General features: G+C 64.6%; 20 protein-coding genes and 1 pseudogene. 13 read left to right on the top strand and 8 right to left on the bottom strand.

Annotated elements, in window-relative coordinates; translation table 11 throughout:
- Positions 1-4 precede the first annotated feature (4 nt).
- Positions 5-850: an S-formylglutathione hydrolase gene (gene fghA, locus C7G42_RS32720; protein WP_106952964.1), complete on the bottom strand. Its 846-nt coding sequence runs from the start codon at positions 848-850 to the stop codon at positions 5-7.
- A 70-nt stretch (positions 851-920) separates the two neighbouring features.
- Positions 921-1541 (bottom strand): response regulator, encoded by a 621-nt coding sequence (locus C7G42_RS32715; protein WP_094971803.1) that lies wholly within the window; start codon positions 1539-1541, stop codon positions 921-923.
- Between the two features lie 141 nt (positions 1542-1682).
- Between C7G42_RS32715 and C7G42_RS32710 the strand changes: the two genes are divergently transcribed.
- The 5 genes from C7G42_RS32710 (at position 1683) to C7G42_RS32695 (ending at position 6904) form a co-directional block, all read left to right on the top strand.
- Positions 1683-3041 carry a histidine kinase gene (locus tag C7G42_RS32710; protein ID WP_106952963.1) on the top strand — a complete coding sequence of 453 codons (1359 nt, stop codon included), beginning with the start codon at positions 1683-1685 and terminating at the stop codon, positions 3039-3041.
- A gap of 163 nt (positions 3042-3204) precedes the next feature.
- Positions 3205-5679 carry a TonB-dependent receptor gene (locus tag C7G42_RS32705; RefSeq protein ID WP_199581260.1) on the top strand — a complete coding sequence of 825 codons (2475 nt, stop codon included), beginning with the start codon at positions 3205-3207 and terminating at the stop codon, positions 5677-5679.
- 77 nt (positions 5680-5756) lie between these two features.
- A complete protein-coding gene (locus tag C7G42_RS32700; protein ID WP_106953022.1) occupies positions 5757-6119 on the top strand; it encodes a hypothetical protein in 363 nt (120 codons plus the stop codon).
- A gap of 150 nt (positions 6120-6269) precedes the next feature.
- Complete coding sequence (locus tag C7G42_RS35585; protein WP_199581259.1) at positions 6270-6437, top strand: hypothetical protein; 168 nt, start codon at positions 6270-6272, stop codon at positions 6435-6437.
- Positions 6438-6496: 59 nt separating this feature from the next.
- Positions 6497-6904 carry a hypothetical protein gene (locus C7G42_RS32695; protein WP_106952961.1) on the top strand — a complete coding sequence of 136 codons (408 nt, stop codon included), beginning with the start codon at positions 6497-6499 and terminating at the stop codon, positions 6902-6904.
- Positions 6905-6970: 66 nt separating this feature from the next.
- Here C7G42_RS32695 and C7G42_RS32690 read toward each other — a convergent pair whose 3' ends face one another.
- Positions 6971-7546: a Cif family virulence factor gene (locus C7G42_RS32690; RefSeq protein ID WP_106952960.1), complete on the bottom strand. Its 576-nt coding sequence runs from the start codon at positions 7544-7546 to the stop codon at positions 6971-6973.
- An 82-nt stretch (positions 7547-7628) separates the two neighbouring features.
- Between C7G42_RS32690 and C7G42_RS32685 the strand changes: the two genes are divergently transcribed.
- The 4 genes from C7G42_RS32685 (at position 7629) to C7G42_RS32670 (ending at position 12296) form a co-directional block, all read left to right on the top strand.
- Positions 7629-8582, top strand: a complete 954-nt coding sequence (locus C7G42_RS32685) for a LysR family transcriptional regulator (protein ID WP_106952959.1) — start codon at positions 7629-7631, stop codon at positions 8580-8582.
- 113 nt (positions 8583-8695) lie between these two features.
- A complete protein-coding gene (locus tag C7G42_RS32680) occupies positions 8696-10159 on the top strand; it encodes a GH1 family beta-glucosidase (protein WP_106952958.1) in 1464 nt (487 codons plus the stop codon).
- A 259-nt stretch (positions 10160-10418) separates the two neighbouring features.
- The gene (locus tag C7G42_RS32675) at positions 10419-11654 is read left to right on the top strand and encodes an acetyl-CoA C-acetyltransferase (protein ID WP_106952957.1); all 1236 of its coding nucleotides are present in this window, start codon (positions 10419-10421) and stop codon (positions 11652-11654) included.
- Positions 11655-11993: 339 nt separating this feature from the next.
- Positions 11994-12296 (top strand): HU family DNA-binding protein, encoded by a 303-nt coding sequence (locus tag C7G42_RS32670; RefSeq protein WP_025037698.1) that lies wholly within the window; start codon positions 11994-11996, stop codon positions 12294-12296.
- A gap of 72 nt (positions 12297-12368) precedes the next feature.
- Here the strand turns inward: C7G42_RS32670 and C7G42_RS35580 are convergent, their stop codons facing one another.
- The 4 genes from C7G42_RS35580 to C7G42_RS32655 all read right to left on the bottom strand — a co-directional run bounded on the left by C7G42_RS35580 (position 12369) and on the right by C7G42_RS32655 (position 16026).
- A complete protein-coding gene (locus C7G42_RS35580; RefSeq protein WP_162859497.1) occupies positions 12369-12524 on the bottom strand; it encodes a hypothetical protein in 156 nt (51 codons plus the stop codon).
- Between the two features lie 5 nt (positions 12525-12529).
- Positions 12530-14914, bottom strand: coding sequence for an endopeptidase La (gene lon / locus C7G42_RS32665; protein ID WP_106952956.1), 2385 nt, complete (start codon positions 14912-14914; stop codon positions 12530-12532).
- Between the two features lie 8 nt (positions 14915-14922).
- Complete coding sequence (locus C7G42_RS32660; protein WP_094891270.1) at positions 14923-15306, bottom strand: Hsp20/alpha crystallin family protein; 384 nt, start codon at positions 15304-15306, stop codon at positions 14923-14925.
- A gap of 153 nt (positions 15307-15459) precedes the next feature.
- Positions 15460-16026, bottom strand: coding sequence for a YciE/YciF ferroxidase family protein (locus C7G42_RS32655; protein ID WP_106952955.1), 567 nt, complete (start codon positions 16024-16026; stop codon positions 15460-15462).
- 274 nt (positions 16027-16300) lie between these two features.
- On the opposite strand from C7G42_RS32655, the pseudogene C7G42_RS32650 reads away from it, so the two are divergent.
- From C7G42_RS32650 to C7G42_RS32640, 3 genes and pseudogenes are all read left to right on the top strand, one after another.
- A pseudogene (locus C7G42_RS32650) lies at positions 16301-16554 on the top strand (MarC family protein); the annotation flags it as partial.
- A gap of 129 nt (positions 16555-16683) precedes the next feature.
- Positions 16684-17337 carry a class II aldolase/adducin family protein gene (locus C7G42_RS32645; RefSeq protein WP_199581258.1) on the top strand — a complete coding sequence of 218 codons (654 nt, stop codon included), beginning with the start codon at positions 16684-16686 and terminating at the stop codon, positions 17335-17337.
- An 11-nt stretch (positions 17338-17348) separates the two neighbouring features.
- Positions 17349-19136 carry a chloride channel protein gene (locus tag C7G42_RS32640; protein ID WP_106952954.1) on the top strand — a complete coding sequence of 596 codons (1788 nt, stop codon included), beginning with the start codon at positions 17349-17351 and terminating at the stop codon, positions 19134-19136.
- Positions 19137-19143: 7 nt separating this feature from the next.
- Here the strand turns inward: C7G42_RS32640 and C7G42_RS32635 are convergent, their stop codons facing one another.
- Positions 19144-19401 (bottom strand): DUF2798 domain-containing protein, encoded by a 258-nt coding sequence (locus C7G42_RS32635; protein WP_106952953.1) that lies wholly within the window; start codon positions 19399-19401, stop codon positions 19144-19146.
- Positions 19402-19705: 304 nt separating this feature from the next.
- On the opposite strand from C7G42_RS32635, the gene C7G42_RS32630 reads away from it, so the two are divergent.
- Positions 19706-20107 (top strand): hypothetical protein, encoded by a 402-nt coding sequence (locus tag C7G42_RS32630; protein WP_106952952.1) that lies wholly within the window; start codon positions 19706-19708, stop codon positions 20105-20107.
- Positions 20108-20417: the final 310 nt, after the last annotated feature.

Raw genomic sequence — 20417 nt, 5'->3', positions numbered from 1 at the left:
AAGATCAACCCTTCAGCTTCTCAGCATGCCAGTGGAGATGATCGCCCATGAAGGTCGAGATGAAATAATAGCTGTGGTCGTAGCCCGGCTGACGCCGCAGCGTCAGCGGGATGTTCGCCTTGCTGCAGGCGGCTTCGAGCAGCTCAGGCTTCAGCTGTTCCTTCAGGAAATTGTCGGCCCCGCCGACGTCGACCAGGAAGCCGGAAAACTTCGCGCCGTCCTCGATCAGCGCCACCGTGTCGTGGCCGCGCCAGGCGTCCTTGTTCGGTCCGAGATAGCCGGTCAGCGCCTTGGTGCCCCACGGCACCTGCGAAGGCGCCACGATCGGCGCGAACGCGCTCGCGGCGCGATAGCGGTGCGGGTTGCGCAGCGCTACCGTCAGCGCGCCATGACCGCCCATCGAATGGCCCATCACCGATTGCCGCTTGGCATCGACGGGAAAATTTCCCGCCACGAGCTTGGGCAGTTCTTCCGTGACATAGCTCCACATACGATAGTTACGTGCGAACGGCGCCTCGGTCGCGTCGACATAGAAGCCGGCGCCCAAGCCGAAATCATAGGCGTTGTTGGCATCGCCCGGCACGTCGGGGCCGCGCGGCGAGGTGTCGGGCGCGACGAAGATCAGGCCGAGTTCGGCGCAGGCCTTGCGGAATTCGCCCTTCTCGGTGACGTTGGCATGGGTGCAGGTGAGCCCGGACAGGTACCAGACCACGGGCAGCCTCGCGCCGTCGGCATGCGGGGGAACATAGACCGAGAACACCATGTCGGTTCCGGTCGCCTGGCTGGCATGGCGATACACGCCCTGCACGCCGCCGTAGGATTTGTTGGTCGAGACAGTCTGAATCGTCATGCCTTGGAGCTCCGTGGCATCTCACCACATCGAGATTGCAACGCTTATGTGACCGAAATTTGTGGCGTCGTCAGGCGACACCGCTGTCGATCGCAAGCCGCACCAGCTCGACCGAGGTCTTCACCCCGAGCTTCTGGCGCATGATGGACGAGGTGTTGGCGACCGTCTTGTAGGACGATTGCACCAGCCAGGCGATCTCGGACAGGCTCTTGCCCGCGCTGAGCAGCCGCAGGATCTCCATCTCGCGCGGGTTCAGCTTGGACAGCGGGCTTTGCGCCAGCGTCGGCCCGGCGAAGGCGATGCTGCGCGCGATCGCGCTCGGCAAATACGTGCCGCCGCCGCCGACGGCGCGGATCGCCTCGACGAGGTCGTCGGGGTCGCCGGTCTTGGAGACGTAACCCTTGGCGCCGCATTCGATCGCGCGCGCGGCAAAGGCCGGATCGTCGTTCATGCTGAACATGATGATGCGGGCATCAGCCGCGCGCTCGAGGATGCGGCGCGCCAGCTCGAATCCGGAGACGGTCGGCAAATTGATGTCGATGATGCAGAGGTCGGGGCGTTCGACGATGAAGACGCACTCGCCGTCCTCGGCGTCGGCGGCCTCCAAAATCTCGATCTCGCCCTCGTCGGCCAGCACGGCACGGCAGCCGGAGGCGACAATGGGATGATCGTCGACGATCAGAATGCGCATAGGCGTTTCCTTGTGACAGCGTCGGCCTGTTTCGCGCCCGGCCGGGATTGCTGTACGCTTCCGATTAGATATCCCCAGCTTCCCCGCTGTCAACGTCATCGGACCGGGGCGGGCGAGGCTTCGCGAGGCACGGGCGACACAATGTGGCAAAATCTATCCTTGCGCGGGCGCATCAACCTCTTGCTGGCGCTGCTGCTGGCGCTGGGGCTCGCCGTCAATATCGGCCGCCAGGTCGCGGAGGCAGGTCCGCGCGTGCAGGCCGAGGACCAGAGCGTGATCCGGCTCGCGCGCGAATTCATCGAGATGATCGTTGCCGATCTCAACGAGGCGCCCGATCCGGATGCCAGGCTGAACCAGATCGCGCGCGACCTCAGCCGTTTGCGCCATGTCAGCATCACGCTTCGGGATGCCGTGGGCAATCCGCAGACGACGCCCCGGCTTGACACTGACGCCGACACGCGCGGGCCGCCGGCCTGGTTCGTCAGCCTTGTTCATCCCGAGCAGACCGCGGTGAGCGTGCCGGTCTCGATCCATGGCAAGCCCGGCTCGCTCCTGATCACCTCGCATCCCGACGACGAGATCGCGGAGATCTGGGACGGCATCGTGACCCAGCTCGAGGTCGGCTCGGCGATCGCGCTGGCGCTGTTCTTATTGATGAAGACCGTGGTCGGCCGGGCGCTGGCGCCGCTGCAGTCGCTGGCGGAGGCAATGGGAAAGCTGGAAGACGGACATTACGAGGCCCGTGTCACGCCGGGCGGCGCGCCGGAGCTCGCCGTGATCTGCACCAAGCTCAACCACCTCGCCGCAACGCTGGGTGAGGCCGTCGAGGACAAGCGGCGTCTCGCCGAGCGAGCGGTGTCGCTCCAGGACATCGAGCGCAAGGAGATCGCGCGCGAGCTTCACGATGAATTCGGGCCGTACCTGTTCTCGCTGCGGGCGCATGCCGGCGCGCTGGCGAAGCAGGCGGACGGACGGGTTCCCAGCGCCGAGGCCGTGCGAAAACATGGCAGCGCCATGCTGGAGCAGATCAACGCGCTGCAGCAGTTCAATCGCCGCGTGCTGGAGCGCCTGCGCCCCGTCGGCCTCGCCGAACTCGGCCTGCGCCAGGCGCTGGAATCGCTGTCGCGGCTGTGGCGGGAATCGCATCCGGATGTCGCGATCGAGACGTCGATCTCACCCGCGCTGGGCGCAACCGGCGAGACCGCCGACCTCACCATCTACCGCATCGTGCAGGAGGCGCTCACCAACGTGTTCCGCCACGCCGGCGCGACCTCGGTCAATGTCGTGATCGAGCCGGCGGAGCAGATGGCGCAGGACGGCCGCGTCTGCGCCCGGGTGCGGGTCATCGACAATGGCCGCGGCATGGAGTCGGACCAGAAGCTCGGCTTCGGCCTCGTCGGCATGCGGGAGCGGATCCTGGCGCTGGGCGGCACGCTCAACGTCGTCTCCGGCGATCGCGGATTGACGGTGGAGGCACTGGTTCCGACTGCCGCTGGCTGACCGCTCCCGAAGGGATCGGGAAAAATTCCCGATTTGGTCGGGAAAACGGGAGCCGATATTGCCCGACCTTTTGTGGCTGGCGGGATTGCGACTGCCGAATACACTCGTCTCAACCAAACGGCGAAAATCAAAACAGCCGGTGGTCACGGATGGGAAGGCGGGGATGGGCAAGGTTCTTTCGTTCAAGCGTCGTTTGTTGCTGGCCTCGGTGTCATCAGGTCTGGTGTCCGGGGTGGTTTTCGCGAGCCCCGCTTTGGCCGCGCAGGACGAGGAGACCAACGTCCAGAATCTGCCGCCGGTCGAGGTGGCGGCGCCGCCGCCGTCGGTGGCCAGGCGCACCGCGCCGACGCGGCCGGTCGCGCGCATCGGGGCGCCGTCGTCCGCCGCTCCGAAGACGCGGCTTTACGTCTACCCGACCGCGCCGGGCACGGGCCGAGGCCTCGACGTCGATAAAGTGCCGTCGGCGATCAACGCCGTCGACGCCAGCCAGATCAAGCGCACCGGATCGCTGAACGTCACAGACGCGCTGCGCGACAACATCGCCGGTGTCAACATCACCGAAGTCACCGGCAATCCGTTCCAGCCGGATGTTGAATTCCGCGGCTTCGTCGCATCGCCCGTGGTGGGCACGCCGCAGGGCCTTGCGGTGTATCAGAACGGCGTCCGCATCAACGAAGCGTTCTCGGATGCCGTCAATTGGGACCTGATCCCGACCGCCGCCATCAGGTCGGTCACGTTGGTGACAAACAACCCGGCCTTCGGCCTCAACGCGCTGGGCGGCGCCATCAACCTGCAAATGAAGGACGGCTTCACCTATCAGGGCGCCGAGGTCGACGTGATGGGCGGTTCGTTCGGCCGCATCCAGGGCTCGGCGCAGTGGGGCAAGACCGTCGACAAGAACTACGGCGTCTATGCCGCACTCGAAGGCGTGCGCGACAACGGCTTCCGCAATTTCTCGCAATCGACCGTTCGGCGCTTCTACGGTGACGTCGGCTACAAGGCCGGCGACAGCGAATTCCACGCCAATATGGGCGTCGCCAAGAACGATTTCGGCGCCAGCGCCACCGTTCCGGCCGAGCTGCTCGACAAATATTGGGGCGCGACCTACACCACACCTCAGACCACCTCCAATCGCGTCGGCTATCTCAACCTGACCGGAAAGGTCGATGCGACGCCGACCTGGACCTTCGAAGGCACCGCCCGTGTGCGCAAGTTCGAGCAGAAGATCGTCGACGGCAATCCGACGGACGCGCAGGAATGCGGTGCGGATCCGGCGCTGCTGTGCTTTGGCGACGACACCACGGCCGCGAACGGCGCAGGCGGCGTGCAGCTCGCCAATCCCTTTGCGCCGGGGACGATCCTCGGCGAGATCGATCGGGGCTCGATCCGTTCGACCACGTTCGGTGTGTCGGGACAGGCCACCAACACCGATCAGCTGTTCGGGCACGACAACCGCTTCGTGATGGGTACGAGCTACGACGCCAGCGTCACCCGCTACAACGCGACCGCCGAAATCGGCTCGATGGGCGAGAATTACGTCGTGAGCGGCAGCGGCGTCTTCCTCGGCCCGACGCCGACGGTCGATCCCGTGGCCGGCCCCGTCTCGCTGCGGACCGTCAATCAGTACAATGGCCTGTACGCGATGGACACGTTCAACGTCACCGATGCCTTCGCCGTCACCGGCGGCGGCCGCTTCAACGTGGCGCGCATCAGCCTGGAAGACCAGCTCGGCTCCGCCCTCAACGGCGACCACACGTTCACCCGTTTCAATCCGGTGATCGGCGGCACCTACAAGATCACGCAGGAGCTGACTGCCTATGCCGGTTACTCCGAGGCCAACCGCGTGCCGACGCCGCTCGAGCTAGGCTGCGCTGATCCGGCCCGGCCCTGTCTCATCGCGGCCTTCCTCGTCTCGGACCCGCCGCTGAAGCAGGTGGTTTCCAAGACCGTCGAGGCCGGCCTCCGCGGCACCAAGGAGCTGAACATCGGCTCGCTCGGATGGAAGGTCGGCGCGTTCCGCGCGACCAATTACGACGACATCGTCGCTGTGCCCGCAGTTGGGCGGACCGGGTTCGGCTATTTCAGCAATGTCGGCCGGACCAGGCGCCAAGGGCTCGAGGCCGAGGTCAGCATCAAGTCTCCCACGCTTCAGTTCCAGGCAAGCTACGCCTTCGTCGACGCGCGCTACCTCGATGCGTTCGAACTCGGTTCCGAAAGCCCGTTCAGGGATCCCGTGACTGAGACCATCCAGGTTTCGCCCGGCAACCAGCTTCCCGCGATCCCGCGTCACCGCGTCAAGGTCGGCATCGACTACGCCGTGACCGACGTCTGGAAGGTCGGCGGCAACGCACTGTTCGTTTCTAGCCAGTATTTCGTCGGCGACGAGTCCAACCAATATTCCAAGTTGCCATCCTACACGGTGTTCAACCTCCACACCTCCTACCAGGTGGCGAAGAACATCCAGCTTTACGGCCGCGTCGACAACGTCTTCGACAGGCGCTACGCGACTTACGGACAGTTCTTCGACCGCGAGGCCTTGCCCAACTTCACCAACGGCGGCAACGACTTCACCGACCCGCGCTCGCTGAGCCCGGCGAGGCCGCGCGCGTTCTACGCGGGGATGCGGGTGACGTTCTAGGAACGGCCGCAGCGAGAGGCAGTGCCTCCTGTTCCGCGATGGCGCACACTGAGCTTGCAGAATATGCCGCCTCCGGCATGATGGCTCCGGAGGCTCGCTGTGCTGTGGCGTTGAAGAATCCGGATGCCGTCGCTGCCATCGTTACAGCGCTTCGGCACGTCTACGGTGACGAGATCGCGCGACTTTTGCTCGTCGAGGGCATGAGCCTCGCCGACCTCATCGATGCGATGTTTTCTGCGCCCCTGACACATCGTGAGGCCGTTCGCGATATCACCGACGGATTGGAAGATTTTGTCATCTCGCCGGACCTGGGCCTGATGTGGCACCTCAGGTACATCTATGCTGACGAGCCCGGCTCTCTTCACGTCGTGGACATGGAGATCGCCACGCCGAACGGCACGCTGGCAAGCCGGGACATCTGGCTTCGTCTGCCCTCCTAGCGGGAAGGCCGCCCTCGGGAATACTTGGCCGGCGCGGCCGAAGTTCCGTGCAGCGCGGGCTTCACCAACCGGAAACCATGTCAAATGATCTGAAAACTTTAACGAAACTGTCCGGCTCTTCGTGCGTCAATTCGCCGGAGGGTTCATCTGATGACAGAGCGCCAAGTGAGAGAGCAGGAATGCCAGATCGCGCGTTATCGGCGCCTGGAGCGGGAGGTGACGGATCCGCTCGCCGCATGTTTGCTCCACGGCATCGTCGAGGATCTCGAAGCCGAGCTGCGCAGGGACAGGCCAGACTGGCACGATCAGCGCGATTAACGCTTTCTTAGCGCTATTCATGCGGATTGTTGCGCGGGACTGCCAGGGAGACTGCTCCCATGCTGAAGGACGGCACATACGCGGCGTGGTACGAGACGCCGCTCGACCAGGGGACTGGGATCGTTCATGTCGCGGACGGGCAGATCTGGGGTCGTGACAGCCTGATGACGTATCACGGCTCGTGCCGGGTCGATGGAGATCGCTTCACCGCCACCGTAACGACGAAGCGTCATACCGACGGACGTGTCACGGTGTTCGGCGTGGATGACGACCTCACTTTGGATATCGAGGGAAACTGTCCCGGCAAGATCGCGACCTATACTGCGACGACACGACAGGTGCCCGGAATGATCCTCAAGGGCACGCTCATCCTGACCGAACAGCAGCCGCCGGCACCGGGGCGAACCGAGCAGTTCCCGGCGTTCAATCCCGACAAGCTGCCAAAGCTGCCGAAGCGCTCGCGCTGAAAATTTCGTATCGCGATGCGTGACGTCACGAGCCAGCTGACCGGCTGATCCGCGAGGCGAAGGAAATCATTTATCCTCCGGCCAGCCTCGGGCGAGTGTCGCGGCTTGTTGCAAGGTGATGCTTCGCACCAGAGGATCCGCATGACGGTGCACGAGGTGCCAATCCGTGCCATCCTTGCGGTAGGCCTCCGTCACGCGCAATGACCAGTCTTGGGCCGGCAATCCGCCGACTTCAGCCCGCTGGTGTTCGATCATTGCGAGAACGACGAGCGCTTCCGATGCATAGGTCTGCAAGACCTCGAGCTCGGTTTCGCCTTCCCTGAAGTATCGCGATAGGTGGGCCAGGCGTTTGGGGCTCGCGTCGAATCCGCGACTGGCAGGCCCGCCGAAGGGCTGCATCAACGTGAAATCCGGCGCGATGCGGACGAGCTGGAGCCAGCGACCCATGTCGCCACGCATGAAGGCGGCATTCTTCGCGCGAGCGCGTTCGACGAGGCCGGCGATAGCGTCGTTCCCGGCGACCGCATCGGCCGAAAGCTGAAAGGACAGCGGAATTGCAGCCGCGGAGGCCATCATCGAGCGCCGCGACATCTTCCCCGGCAGGTCTGGCCAATTGTGCACACCGGACGGTCTCCTGGTCATTTCATGTCTCCTGATTGAACGACGAACGACCCAATCCATGGGACCTTGATCTTGATGAATCCAGCGATATGATTTCAGCGACATGCTGAACCAAATTGATCTGTCCAGGATCGATCTGAACCTCCTCGTACTCTTCCGCGTGGTTTTGGAAGAGCGTCATGTCGCGCGTGCCGCAGCCAGGCTGAGCTTGACGCCGTCGGCTGTCAGTCATGCGCTTGGCCGGCTCCGTCTCCTGCTGAATGACCCGCTGTTTCTGCGGACGCCGAAGGGCGTCGTTCCGACGGCGCGGGCTCTTGAGCTCGAGGAGCCCGTGACGGAGATCATCGCGCGCATCGAACAGTTGATCGGCTCGGCCGCACCGTTTGACCCCGCGAAGAGCCGCCGCCGGTTCACGATTGGCGCGCCCGATGCCGTACTGGTCTCGACATCCGTTCAGCTCCTGCGATTGATCGCGACCGCGGCCCCCCATATCGACCTCGCCCTGATCCACCTCATGCCTGCGCCGCGCGGCGGCGCGATCGGGGGACCCTGGCACCAAAGCCTCGACATGCTCGAACGACGCGAGCTCGACGTCGCAATGCTGCCGCTGCCGGCGGTATCGCCGCGATTCGAGGCGCGCAGGCTCTACGACGAGGATTTCGTGCTGGCCATGCGCAAGGGACATCCCCTCGCAAAAGCGCCAACCCGTGCTGCATTCTCGCAGTCACAGCACCTGCTGGTGTCTCTCAGCGGCGAGGCGCGCGGTTTTCTCGATGAGATGTTGGCAAAGCGCGGCCTCGAGCGCCGCATCGCCCTGACCGTCCCGAATTTCATGATGGCGCTTGTCCAACTTTCAGGGTCTGATCTGATCGCAGCATTGCCGCGCCGATTGGTGCAGCAGCACGCCAGCCGTTTCGGGTTGGTGTTCGTCGAGCTGCCTTTCGCGCGCAAACCGGATGCGATCCGGGCGATCGCAACCAAGGCGGCGATGAGAGACGCCGGCATCGCGTGGCTGATGCAGGTCGTGGTCAGCGCAGTCGGAGCAGGTCAGCCCTAAAGCCGCCACTCTGAAGCCGAAAGGTAATTCGGCCGACGCCAGACGCGCTTCTCAAATGGCCTCGAACTGTTCATTGTACGGGGCCGAAAACCAAGGATAGCGGAGAAGCATCAATGTCCGACAAGGTCTCGCGCCGCCGGTTTGCGAAACTCGCGGGGCTGTCGACAGCCGGCTTGACCGGTTCGCTGGGCGCGGCCGAAGCCCGGCCGGCAGCGCCGCCGCGCGCCGGCGGCGGCTTTCCGGCTGGCTTCGTCTGGGGCACGGCGACCTCGTCCTATCAAGTCGAGGGCGCGGTCAACGAGGACGGGCGAGGGGCCTCGATCTGGGACAAGTTCGTGCGCATCCCCGGCAAGATCGAGGACGGCACCACCGGCGACCGCGCCAATGGGCACTATCACCGCTACAAGGAAGACATCGCGCTCATCAAGGCGCTCGGCTGCAAGGCCTATCGCTTCTCGGTGGCCTGGCCGCGGCTGTTTCCGGACGGCGACGGCAAGCCCAACCCAAAGGGACTCGACTTCTACAACCGGCTCATTGACGAACTCCTGAAGAACGGCATCGAGCCGTGGCTGACGCTTTATCATTGGGACCTGCCGCAATCGCTGCAGGATCGCTTCGGTGGCTGGCGCTCGACGGAGACATGCAAGATCTTCGGCGACTACGCTGCCTACGTCGCCGAGCACCTGACCGACCGCGTCAGGAACGTGTTCACGCTGAACGAGAGCGGCCGCTTCGTCTATTTCGGTTACGGCATCGGCATCGACGCGCCGGGCGTGACGCTGCCGCAGGCCGAGGTCAATCAGATCAGGCACAACAGCGCGCTGGCGCACGGGCTCGCGGTGCAGGCGGTGCGCGCCCATGGCCGCCGCGGCACCAGGGTGGGGCCGGCCGAGAACGTCGATGCCTGCGCGCCCGCCATCGACACGCCGGAGAACGTTCGCGCCGCCGAGATCGCGCTGCGCGAGATGAACGCTGGCTATCTCAACGTCATCATGACGGGCAAGTATACCGACGCCTTCCTGAAGTTCGCGGGACCCAACGCGCCCAAATTCACCGATGCGGAGCTGAAGATCATCTCTTCGCCGGTCGATTTTCTCGGCCTCAACATCTACGCGCCGCAGAATTATGTGGTGGCCTCCGACCAGGGCGCGGGCTTCATGCCGCTGCCGATCCCGAAATCGTTCCCGCACATGAACTCGGACTGGCTGCGCGTCGGGCCGGAGACGCTCTATTGGGTGCCGAAGCTTGCGGCGAAGATCTGGAAGACGGACGCGATCTACATCAGCGAGAACGGCGCCTCCGGCGACGATGCCGTCACGCCGGACGGCAAGATCTACGACACCGACCGCATCATGTATCTGCGCAACTATCTCGCCCAGCTGCAGCGCGCCACCAGCGAAGGTGTGCCGGTGCGCGGCTATTTCCTCTGGAGCCTGATGGACAATTTCGAGTGGGTGTACGGGTTGAACAAGCGCTTCGGGCTGTACCACGTCAATTTCGACACCCAGGTCCGTACGCCCAAACTCAGCGCCAGTTTCTACCGCAACGTGATCGAGAAGAACGCGGCGGGGGCGTAGCGGCCCTCTCGGTGTTTTCGCCTCTCCCCGCGTGCGGGGAGAGGCCGGAATTTGCCATAGCAAATTCCGGGTGGGGAGACTGTCCGCGAGTCCGTCTTCCACTATCCTTGCAGAAGTTCACCTCACCCGGATTTTCCGCTGCGCGTAAAATCCGACCTCTCCCCGCAAGCGGGGCGAGGTGAAGGGGGCGCCCGCATTGACTCCCCTCTCTCCGTGATTCAAAACCGGCTCCAACACTCATAACAAGAGGACAACGCCAATGGCTGACGCGCTGATCATCGATGCCTGCCGGACCCCGCGCGGCGTCGGCAAGGCCGGCAAGGGAGCACTCTCCGGCATTCATCCGCAGCAGCTCGGTGCCACCGTGCTGCGCGCGCTCGCAGAGCGCACCGGCATCGACACCGCCGACGTCGACGACATCGTCTGGGGCTGCAGCGCGCAGGTCGCGACCCAAAGCGGCGATCTCGGCCGGATGTCGGCGCTCGATGCCGGCTACGACGTGCGGGCCAGCGCCGTGACGCTGGATCGTTTTTGTGGTTCCGGCATCACCAGCGTCAACATGGCGGCATCCTCTATCATGGCGGGCGCGGAAGACCTCGTCATCGCCGGCGGCTGCGAGATGATGTCGATGGAAGGACGCCGCGGCGGCAGCGGTCCGATGATGATGGATAGCGGCAATCTGCGCCTGCGCGCGCGGCATCCGCAATCGCATCAGGGCGTCTGCGCGGATGCGATCGCGACGCTCGAAGGCATCACGCGGCGGGACGTCGACGCACTCGGGCTCGAGAGCCAGAAGCGTGCCGCGCAAGCAATTGCCGGTGGCCACTTCAAGAAGAGCCTCGTGCCGGTCCATCGCGAGGACGGCAGCCTTGCGCTCGACCATGAAGAATATCCGCGGCCGCAGACCACGATGGAAGGCCTCAGCGCACTGAAGCCGGCCTTCCCGGCGATCGCCGACTATGCGATCGACGACAAGGGCACCACCTATCGCGGTCTCATCCTCCAGAAATATCCGGATCTCGACATCGACTTCATGCATCACGCCGGCAACTCCTCCGGCGTCGTCGACGGTGCCGCTGCGATCCTGCTGGCCTCGCCCGCGTACGCCAAGGCGCATGGTCTTAAAGCCCGGGCCCGTGTCGTCGCGATGGCGAACATGGGGGACTCCCCGACGCTGATGCTGAACGCGCCGGTGCCGGCCACGCGCAAGGTGCTTGCAAAGGCGGGACTGACCGTCGACGACATCGACCTGTTCGAGATCAATGAGGCCTTTGCGGTGGTTGCGGAAAAATATATCCGCGACCTCAAGCTCGATCGCGCCAAGGTCAACGTCAACGGCGGCTCGATTGCGCTCGGCCATCCCATCGGCGCCACCGGCTCGATCCTGATCGGCACCGTGCTCGACGAAATCGAACGGCGCGATCTCAAGCGTGGTCTCGTTACGATGTGCGCCGCAGGCGGCATGGCTCCGGCCATCATCATCGAGCGCGTCTGACCGATCGCCCACTTTCTCCTTGTTTTACGGGGAGGAAGACGGGCGACATGCGCTCCGACCCTTATTTTTCAGGGTGAAACACGACCGTCCTTTCACAAAGAGGCCGATCGACGCTTGTCGAAAGCGGCGAATCAGTTCTAGCAAGATGTCGTGCGGGCCTTTGAAACAAGGCAAAACCCGCTGCTCGAGGCTTCTCCCGCACCGGAAGTGGCTAAAATGCAGGGTTTTTTGCCACAGAAGGCCAAAAATGCCCGTAAAACCGCGACAAAACTGTGCAGAAGGCTATAGGCCTTCGCAGGTTCGTCTAATATGCAGCCGTCACGAATCAGAGGAGACACGATGGCAACCCAAATGTCCAAATCGCAGCTGATCGAAAAGATTGCGACCGCTACCGAGCTTTCCAAGCGCGACGTCAAGAACGTCATGGAGACGCTGACCGACGTCGGTCACAAGGAGCTCAAGAAGAACGGCCTGTTCCTGGTGCCGGGCTTCGCCAAGTTCGTGGTCATCAAGAAGCCCGCGACCAAGGCTCGCAAGGGCACCAACCCGTTCACGGGTGAAGAGATGATGTTCAAGGCCAAGCCGGCCCGCAAGATCGTCCGCGCCCGCCCGGTCAAGGCGGCCAAGGACGCCGTGGGCTAACAACGCAAAGGCCCCCTCGGGTAGGAGGGGGCCTTTTGATTGGGGCAGCTGCGAGGGCCTGAGACGGAGGGCTCAACCCTTGCGGCGCTTCACCCGGACCGGGATCGGCTGAAGCCGCGGTTCGGGCCCTGCAAGCGCATCGCGCACCCGGTCGATGGCACGATCCAGCAATTGGCGCAGCTTCTGCGTCTTCCGCGATCGCTTCGCGTTTTCCAGCAGTTTCTTCATCGTACTCACTCCGCCGCTGCACCGATTTGAGCTTCGACCGGCTCGAGCGCGGCGGCGATGGCTTCGTCGACGCGCTCCAGCCAGATGAATTCGAGGTTGTCCCGCGCGCTCTTCGGGATGTCGTCATAGTCCCGCTTGTTGCGCGCCGGCAGCATCACCCGCTTCAGGCCGGCAGCGGCCGCAGCCACCACCTTCTCCTTGATGCCACCGACCGGCAGCACCAGGCCGCGCAGCGAGATCTCGCCGGTCATGGCGGTGTCGCTGCGCACCGTGCGGTTGGTGAGCAGGGACGTCAGCGCCGTGAACATCGCAACGCCCGCGCTCGGTCCGTCCTTCGGGGTTGCGCCCGCCGGAACGTGAACGTGGATGTCGCTCTTCTCGAACACCGACTGATCGATGCCGAGCTGCGTGGCCTTGCTCTTCACCAGCGTCAGCGCAGCCTGCACGCTCTCGCGCATGACCTCGCCGAGCTGACCGGTCAGGATCATGCCGCCCCGGCCCGGGACGCGCGAGGCCTCGATGAACAGGATGTCGCCGCCGACAGGCGTCCAGGCAAGGCCGGTGGCCACGCCCGGAACGCTGGTGCGCTGCGCGATCTCGCCCTCGAAGCGCGGCTGGCCGAGCACGGTGGCGATGTCCTTCACTCCCACCACGACCTTGGCAGCCGAGCCCTCGGCGACCTGCACCGCGGCATGGCGGAACAGCTTGCCGATTTCGCGCTCGAGGTTACGCACGCCGGCCTCGCGGGTGTAGCCCTTGACCACCAGCTTCAGCGCCTCCGGCTCGATCTCGGCCTGCTCGGCCGTCAAGCCGTTGGCCTCAAGCTGCCGCCGCACCAGATAGCGCTTAGCGATCTCCAGCTTCTCCTCTTCGGTGTAGCCGGCGAGGCTGATCAGCTCCATGCGGTCCAGCAGCGGGCCCGGGATCTGGTCCAGCATGTTGGCGGTCGCGATGAACACCACGCGCGAGAGGTCGAAGGGCACGGCCAGGTAATTGTCCCGGAACGTCCCGTTCTGCTCGGGGTCGAGCACCTCCAGCATGGCGGCCGAGGGATCGCCCTGCACGCCACGGCCCATCTTGTCGATCTCGTCCAGCATCATGACGCAGTTGCGGCTGCCGGCCTTCTTGATGCCCTGGATGATGTTGCCAGGAAGCGCGCCGATATAGGTGCGGCGGTGACCGCGGATCTCGGCCTCGTCATGCACGCCGCCCAGGCTGACGCGCACGAAGGGGCGATCCATCGCGCGTGCGATGGACTGGCCGAGCGAGGTCTTGCCGACGCCGGGCGGACCGACGAAGCACAGGATCGGCGCCTTGCCCTGCGGGGCCAGCTTGCGCACCGCCAGATATTCGATGATCCGGCCCTTGATCTTCTCGAGGCCGAAATGATCGGCATCCAGGATGGCCCGTGCCGCCTTGATGTCGATCGGCTTCTCCTCGGGCAGCGCCCAAGGCAGCTCGATCAGCCAGTCGAGGTACGTGCGGACCATGCCGGCTTCGCCGGCGGCCTCGGGCATGCGCTCGTAGCGGCGCAGCTCCTTCTTCGCGTGCGCGTCCGCCTCGGGCGGCATGTTGGCCTTGGCGATGGCAGCCGTCAGCTCGGCGACCTCGGCCGCCTTGCCGTCGCCTTCGCCCAGCTGGCGCTGGATCGTCGCCATCTGCTCGCGCAGGATCGCCTCGCGCTGCCGCTCGTCGAAGCTGGCGCGGGTCTTCTGGCCGATTTCATTGCTGATGCGCAGCACCTCCAGCCGCTCGGCCAGATGCTTCGACACCTTCTCGACCCGCAAGGCGAGGTCGATGGTCTCCAGCACCTCCTGCTTGTCCTGCGGCTTGATGTCCATGAACGAGGTCGCCAGGTCCGCCAGCGCGCCGGGCGCAGTGGTGCCCTGGAACATCGCGGCCAGCTCGGGCGGTGCCTGTGGCAGCAGCTCGATCGCCTCGATCGCCTGGCGCTGCAGGTTCAGCGCGCGCGCCTCGATCTCGGGCGAGGTCGTGGTCGGCTCCGGGATCTGCTGGATCCGCGCGGCCGGGAACGGGGTGCCCGGCAGGAAGTCGAGGATGCGTGCGCGCTGCACGCCCTGGCAGACGATGTGATGCGTGCCGTCGGGTGCCGTGATGTAGCGCACGATGTTGGCGATGGTCGCGACGCGATAGAGATCGTCCGGGCCCGGCTCCTCGGTCTCGGGACTGCGCTGCAGGACGATGCCGATCGGCCGCTGCTCGCGCAGCGCCTGCTGCGCGGCGGCAACCGACTTCGGCCGCGCGATCGCGATCGGCGCGATGGCGCCGGGGAACAGCACCATCTCGCGCACGGGGATGATGATCAGCGCGTCGTCGGGGATCTTCACGTCGTTATTGGTCTGTTCGTTGTTCATCTGTTCGGTGGCCATGATCGACCTCAGGATTTGGCGAGACGCAGCGCGACGCAGCCGTCCATCACGAAACGGCTGATGGCGTAGCGGCCGACGGGAAGCGCGATGCGTCGCTCGAAGCGGCCCTGCGGCAGCTCGAGCCGGTGGATGCGGGCCTTGCGAAGCTCCGGCGGAAGCGTGCGCTGGCCGGAGACGACGAGCACGCCGTCATGAATGACCGTCTCGACATTGTCAGGATTGACGCCCGGAAGCGCGACCAGGATCAGCAGCTCGTGCTCGGTTTCGAGCACGTCGATCGGCGGCTCCCAGCAGGCTTCCTGACGGCCGAACTGCTGGCGCAGCCGATCGGCGCGCGTCAGCTGGTCCAGGGCTTCGGACAGCATCCAGTCGAGGGGATTCTTCGGTTGCATGATGCGGGCTCAGGGATGGGAAAGCCTGCATATGGGGCTGGTTCCCGGGAAGTCCAGTGCCGTGGCGCTGACGTGCCATGCGCCGCCGTGCGATCGCACAAACAAACGCCGCGGCAGGTGCCGCGGCGTTCTGTCATCGTAAGGGGGCGCGGGTCAGGCCGCGTCGCGGTACTCTTGTTCGGCTTCGAGGTTGATCACGGACGTCGCAAGCTCGGTCAGCGCATGGTCGGTCGCCTCTTCCTCGTCCAGCGTCGCCTGAAGCAGCCTTGCCGCGTCCTGCATGCCGAGCTCCTCGGCCCAGGTGCGCAGCGTGCCATAGCGGGAGATCTCGTAATGCTCGACCGCCTGCGCGGCCGCGAGCAGGCCCGCATCGAGCGCCGGGGCGCCCTTGAAGTCCTTCATGATCTCGGCGCCCTCGTCGGTGATGCCGTTGATGGCCTCGCAGGGCTTGCCGCGCGCCGGCTTGCCCAGCATCTTGAAGATCTGCTCCAGACGCTTGACCTGACCCTGGGTCTCACGCAGATGCTTGTTGAAGGCCGCAGCGAGCTGCTTCGAGTTTGCGGCCTTGGCCATCTTGGGCAGGGTCTTGAGGATCTTGTTCTCGGCGAAATAGATGTCCTTCAGCGTCTCCAGGAATAGGTCGCTGAGCATCTTGGGAGCCTGGCGCGGTCGTCGCGCGGCGGTTTTCTTGGTGGTGCGCTTCTTTGCTTGTTTAGCCATACGTCCTCCTCTTGAGGTCACACGGGAAGGCGTCGCCTTCCTCAATCCTCGGGCGATCAAAGCCGTTTGATGAATGAAAGTTCCAAACTGCAACCGGCGAGCGCAGAGATCGCTCAGGTCGGGCGCTTGTAGGGATCTTCCTGGCGGTGTAGCGCCTCGGTGTTGCGATCGAGCTGCGCCGCACTCGCCGGGCTAAGTCAGCCCGCCAGCCATCGTTCCCGCGCCCGAAGGATCTTGCCGGCACACGCTCTATTTCGCCCTGTCTGCTTTCGTCACGCTGCTGCTGTCGGGCGACGCCCGGCTATGGGGCGAGGCTCGCGATGATCATCGCGGTCGTCCTCTCGGTCTGCCTGCTTTGCATGATGTGCTTCGTCTCGGCGCTACTGATCGTCAAGACCCTCGGGCGCGCCGGAAATGCCGTGCTCTCGCGCGTCCTCGGCATGCTGCTCGCGGCCTATCGTGCAATGCGTGATCAACGGGATTGCGGCCATCCGGACCAGCCTGCCAAAGGGCTGCGACAATCCGTGAATTCGTCGATTTTGCCGTCCATTTCGTGATTTGGCAGGAAGGGCGACGAGGTGGCGGCCGCTTTCGCTTGCGCTGCCATATTGCTTTGACGTACTTCGGGTCTGACAAGACGATCGTCAGGAAATCGGGATGTCGATGACAGCGGACGAGCCCGCCAAGAGACAGGCCATCATCGATGCCTGCCGGCGCATGAACGCGCTCGGCATCAACCAGGGCACATCGGGCAATATCTCCGTCCGGCATGTGGACGGGCTCCTGGTCACGCCGACCAGCGTGCCCTATGAGGCCATGACCCCGGACCAGATCGTCTTCATGACCATGGACGGCGCGCACGCGCCCGATCAGAAGCCGTCGAGCGAATGGCGCTTTCATCGCGACATCCTGAAGTCGCGGGATGACGTCAACGCCGTCGTGCATGCGCATCCGACCTATTGCACCATCCTGGCGATCATGGGCATGGACATTCCTCCGGTGCACTACATGATCGCGGCGGCCGGCGGCGACAGCATCCGCTGCGCGCCCTATGCGACGTTCGGAACCGTGGAGCTGTCCGAACATGCGGTGCGGGCGCTGGACGGGCGGCTTGCCTGCCTGCTGGACCATCACGGCATGATCGCGATCGGCAAGACGCTGGACAAGGCGATGTGGCTCGCCGTCGAGGTCGAAACGTTGGCGCGGCAATATCACGGCTGCCTCCAGATCGGACAACCGCCGCTGCTCGCCAGCGCCGAGATCGAGCGGGTCCGCCAGCGCATGGCCGGCTACGGCCTGTCGGAAGGGTAGGGCGGCAGAAGGTGTTGCTGCGGATCAAGCATTTTATGGATGGCAAAGGGACGAACCGCACCATGGTTCGGCTGCGCGCCCTCCTGCGCAGCAACGAGTTCTACCTGATCCCGCTGTCGCTGGTGATCGGCACGCTGGCGGGCGCGGTGGTGACGCTGATGGCGCACATCGCCCAGATCGCGCATGTGGTGATCTATGGAATTCCCGTCGATGTCCACTTGTCGGCCCACGCGAGCGTCAGTCCGTGGGCCGCGCTGATCGCACCCGCGCTCGGCGGGCTGGCGCTCGGCATCATGGAATGGTCGCGGCGGCGGATGAAGATTTCGAACGCGGTCGATCCGATCGAGGCCAACGCGCTGCGCGGCGGCAATCTGTCGATGCGCGACAGTGTCATCGTGTCGAGCCAGACGCTGATCTCCAACGGCTGCGGCGCCTCGGTCGGTCTCGAGGCGGGCTATACCCAGATCGGCTCGGGGATCGCCTCGCTGTTCGGCAAGTTCTTCAATCTGCGCCGCAACGATCTGCGCCTGATGGTCGGATGCGGCGCTGCAGCGGCGATCGCGGCGGCGTTCGGCGCGCCGATCACCGGCGCCTTCTATGCCTGTGAGTTGATCGTCGGCGTCTACTCGGTCGGCAGCGCGGCCCCGATCCTGGCAGCCTCGCTTGCCGGCGCCTTGACCGCGCAATGGCTCGGTGGCGCGCCATACTCGCTGGAGATCCCCAAGGTCAGCGCCGTCGGCGTCGAGCAATATCTGGCGCTGATCGGGCTTGCGCTCATCACCAGCGGCGTCGGCATCGCCGTGATGCGCTCCTCGCCGATGTTCGAGCGGCTGTTCGCCTGGTTGCCGGTCTGGCTCCGCCCGGTGGCCGGGGGGCTCATCGTCGGCGGCTTTGCCATCATTACCCCGCAGGTGCTGGCGGCCGGCCATGGCGCCATGGTGCTCGATCTGTTTCACGACATGACGATCGGCCTGATCGCGCTGATCATCGCCCTGAAGGTGACGGCCTGCCTGATCTCGCTCGCCTCGGGCTTCCGCGGCGGCCTGTTCTTCGCGTCGCTGTTCGTCGGCAGCCTGATCGGCAAGTTCTTTGCCGCGGTGCTACTCCTGATCAGCCCGAACTTCGCCATCGATCCGCTGGTCGCGATGCTGACGGGCATGGCGACGCTCGGTGTCGCCATCGTCGGCGGCCCCCTGACCATGTCGTTCCTGGTGCTCGAGATGACCCGCAACGTCGACGTCACCGCCGTGGTGCTCGCCGGCTGCATCGTCACCTCGATCTGCGTCCGCTTCATGTTCGGCCATTCCTTCTCGACCTGGCGCCTGCATCTGCGCGGCGAGACCATCCGCAGCGCCAACGACGTCGGCTGGCTGCGCAATCTCACCGTCGAGCGGCTGATGCGCTCCGACGTCGGCAAGGTGCCCTCGACGACGACGATCGCCGCGGTGCGCCGCGAGTTCGTGCTGGGATCGCGGCCCGGTATCGTCATCGTCAACAATTCGGACGAATATGTCGGTCTCGTCATGCTGCCCGATTTGTTCTCCAGCGATCTCGACACCATCGCCGACGAGATCCAGGTGATCGAGCTCGCCCGCCTGACCGACATCGTGCTGATCCCGGAAATGAACGTGAAGTCGGCCATGGCGGTGTTCGACGAGGCCGAAGCCGAGATGCTGGCGGTGGTCGATTCCACCGACAGCCGCAAGGTGGTCGGCTTCCTCACCGAGACCTTTGCCCGCCGCCGCTATGTCGAAGAGATCGACAAGGCGACGCGCGGGGTGTTGGGCGCGTTGTCGTAGGCGCCTTCTATCGGCCTGGTTGAGGCGGGGCCGCGACGACCAGCGTCACGATCCGCCGGACCAGCGGCAGCACCAGCAGCAGCGTCGGAAAGGCCACCAGCCAGGACAGTGCCCAGGCGCCGGGCCAGGTCGCGAGGAACGCCGGCGTCGCTCCCAGGCTCCGAAGCGTCGCAATGACCGACACCACGGCCGTCATGAGGATGGAGAGCACGAACGGCATCACGATCGGCGCATAGCGCGCCGGCAGTTTGCGAACCACAATCATCTGATTTCTCTTGGAAAAGGACGCGTCAGTCACGGTGAACCCTGAAAATGGCATCGATCCCGACGGCGTCGGTTGATGCGTTGGTTCACGTAAAACGCTTACGGCGACCGAAAAACGGTGCGGCTGTTCATTATCCGCTCAGGTTCGGTGGTTCAAGCTGGGATTCGACCGTTTGGTTTATAATCGTTCAAAGCGTGGCGTATTGCCGCGAGCATGAAACTATCTCGACGGGTTGCGCATTGAATCAGGTTTGCAGATCCCTACCTTTGGCAAGAGCATCGGCAAGATTTTAGGAAGGTCAAAAATGACTATTGGACCCGTGATTCCCGCAGCCGGCCGCAAGATGGTCCTGGCCGCGTTCGCAAGCCTGGCATTGGTTGCGACCTCCGTATCGCCCTCGGCTGCGGCGTCCCCCGGGGCGGTGTCGGCGCAGCCCGTCACGGCAGGCCAGGGCTCTTCCGACGTCACCGATTTCAGCGCGGCCCGTCGTCGGCACTATTATCGGCGCGGGTCGAACGCCGCAGGTCTCGCCTTCATGGGCGCAGCGGCGGGTATCATCGGCGGAGTGATCGCCGAGCAACGGCGCCGCGACTATTACGAGAACCGCTATTATGCTCCGCGCCCCTACTACGGCGGTCAGGGCTATTATGGCGGACAGGGTTATTACGGCGGCGGCAGTCCGTTCTATTACGATCCGGGCTACTGAGCGGCTGTCTCCGACGCGGCCGCGATTGGTTGCACGAAAAGGGCGGTGCTTGGCGCCGCCCTTTTTTGATGCGTCGATACCCTACGAGACTGCGCCTGTGTCGCCCTCTGTCAATCCGTACGCGCGAAAATATTCCACTTTACCGAAATTCGGTTTCGGCGTATGTGTCGCCCATCCCGGCTCACCCAAGAGGGGCGACTTGAGGTCGTCTTGTTCGCGAGCCGGGCTTGCGGTGGACGCGGCAGCGTCGGCATGAGAGGTGCGGGCAGGGCGGGTAGTCCCTGTGAGCCCGAGGCTTCGTGCGGACGAC

This window comes from Bradyrhizobium sp. MOS003, assembly GCF_003020125.1.
Taxonomy (GTDB): domain Bacteria; phylum Pseudomonadota; class Alphaproteobacteria; order Rhizobiales; family Xanthobacteraceae; genus Bradyrhizobium.
This window is presented reverse-complemented; position numbering and strand designations above follow the sequence as displayed.

Coding starts and splice junctions, on each gene's coding strand:
- fghA (WP_106952964.1), bottom strand. CDS start 850: ATGACGATTCAGACTGTCTCGACCAACAAATCCTACGGCGGCGTGCAG.
- C7G42_RS32715 (WP_094971803.1), bottom strand. CDS start 1,541: ATGCGCATTCTGATCGTCGACGATCATCCCATTGTCGCCTCCGGCTGC.
- C7G42_RS32710 (WP_106952963.1), top strand. CDS start 1,683: ATGTGGCAAAATCTATCCTTGCGCGGGCGCATCAACCTCTTGCTGGCG.
- C7G42_RS32705 (WP_199581260.1), top strand. CDS start 3,205: ATGGGCAAGGTTCTTTCGTTCAAGCGTCGTTTGTTGCTGGCCTCGGTG.
- C7G42_RS32700 (WP_106953022.1), top strand. CDS start 5,757: ATGATGGCTCCGGAGGCTCGCTGTGCTGTGGCGTTGAAGAATCCGGAT.
- C7G42_RS35585 (WP_199581259.1), top strand. CDS start 6,270: ATGACAGAGCGCCAAGTGAGAGAGCAGGAATGCCAGATCGCGCGTTAT.
- C7G42_RS32695 (WP_106952961.1), top strand. CDS start 6,497: ATGCTGAAGGACGGCACATACGCGGCGTGGTACGAGACGCCGCTCGAC.
- C7G42_RS32690 (WP_106952960.1), bottom strand. CDS start 7,546: ATGACCAGGAGACCGTCCGGTGTGCACAATTGGCCAGACCTGCCGGGG.
- C7G42_RS32685 (WP_106952959.1), top strand. CDS start 7,629: ATGCTGAACCAAATTGATCTGTCCAGGATCGATCTGAACCTCCTCGTA.
- C7G42_RS32680 (WP_106952958.1), top strand. CDS start 8,696: ATGTCCGACAAGGTCTCGCGCCGCCGGTTTGCGAAACTCGCGGGGCTG.
- C7G42_RS32675 (WP_106952957.1), top strand. CDS start 10,419: ATGGCTGACGCGCTGATCATCGATGCCTGCCGGACCCCGCGCGGCGTC.
- C7G42_RS32670 (WP_025037698.1), top strand. CDS start 11,994: ATGGCAACCCAAATGTCCAAATCGCAGCTGATCGAAAAGATTGCGACC.
- C7G42_RS35580 (WP_162859497.1), bottom strand. CDS start 12,524: ATGAAGAAACTGCTGGAAAACGCGAAGCGATCGCGGAAGACGCAGAAG.
- lon (WP_106952956.1), bottom strand. CDS start 14,914: ATGGCCACCGAACAGATGAACAACGAACAGACCAATAACGACGTGAAG.
- C7G42_RS32660 (WP_094891270.1), bottom strand. CDS start 15,306: ATGCAACCGAAGAATCCCCTCGACTGGATGCTGTCCGAAGCCCTGGAC.
- C7G42_RS32655 (WP_106952955.1), bottom strand. CDS start 16,026: ATGGCTAAACAAGCAAAGAAGCGCACCACCAAGAAAACCGCCGCGCGA.
- C7G42_RS32645 (WP_199581258.1), top strand. CDS start 16,684: ATGTCGATGACAGCGGACGAGCCCGCCAAGAGACAGGCCATCATCGAT.
- C7G42_RS32635 (WP_106952953.1), bottom strand. CDS start 19,401: ATGATTGTGGTTCGCAAACTGCCGGCGCGCTATGCGCCGATCGTGATG.
- C7G42_RS32630 (WP_106952952.1), top strand. CDS start 19,706: ATGACTATTGGACCCGTGATTCCCGCAGCCGGCCGCAAGATGGTCCTG.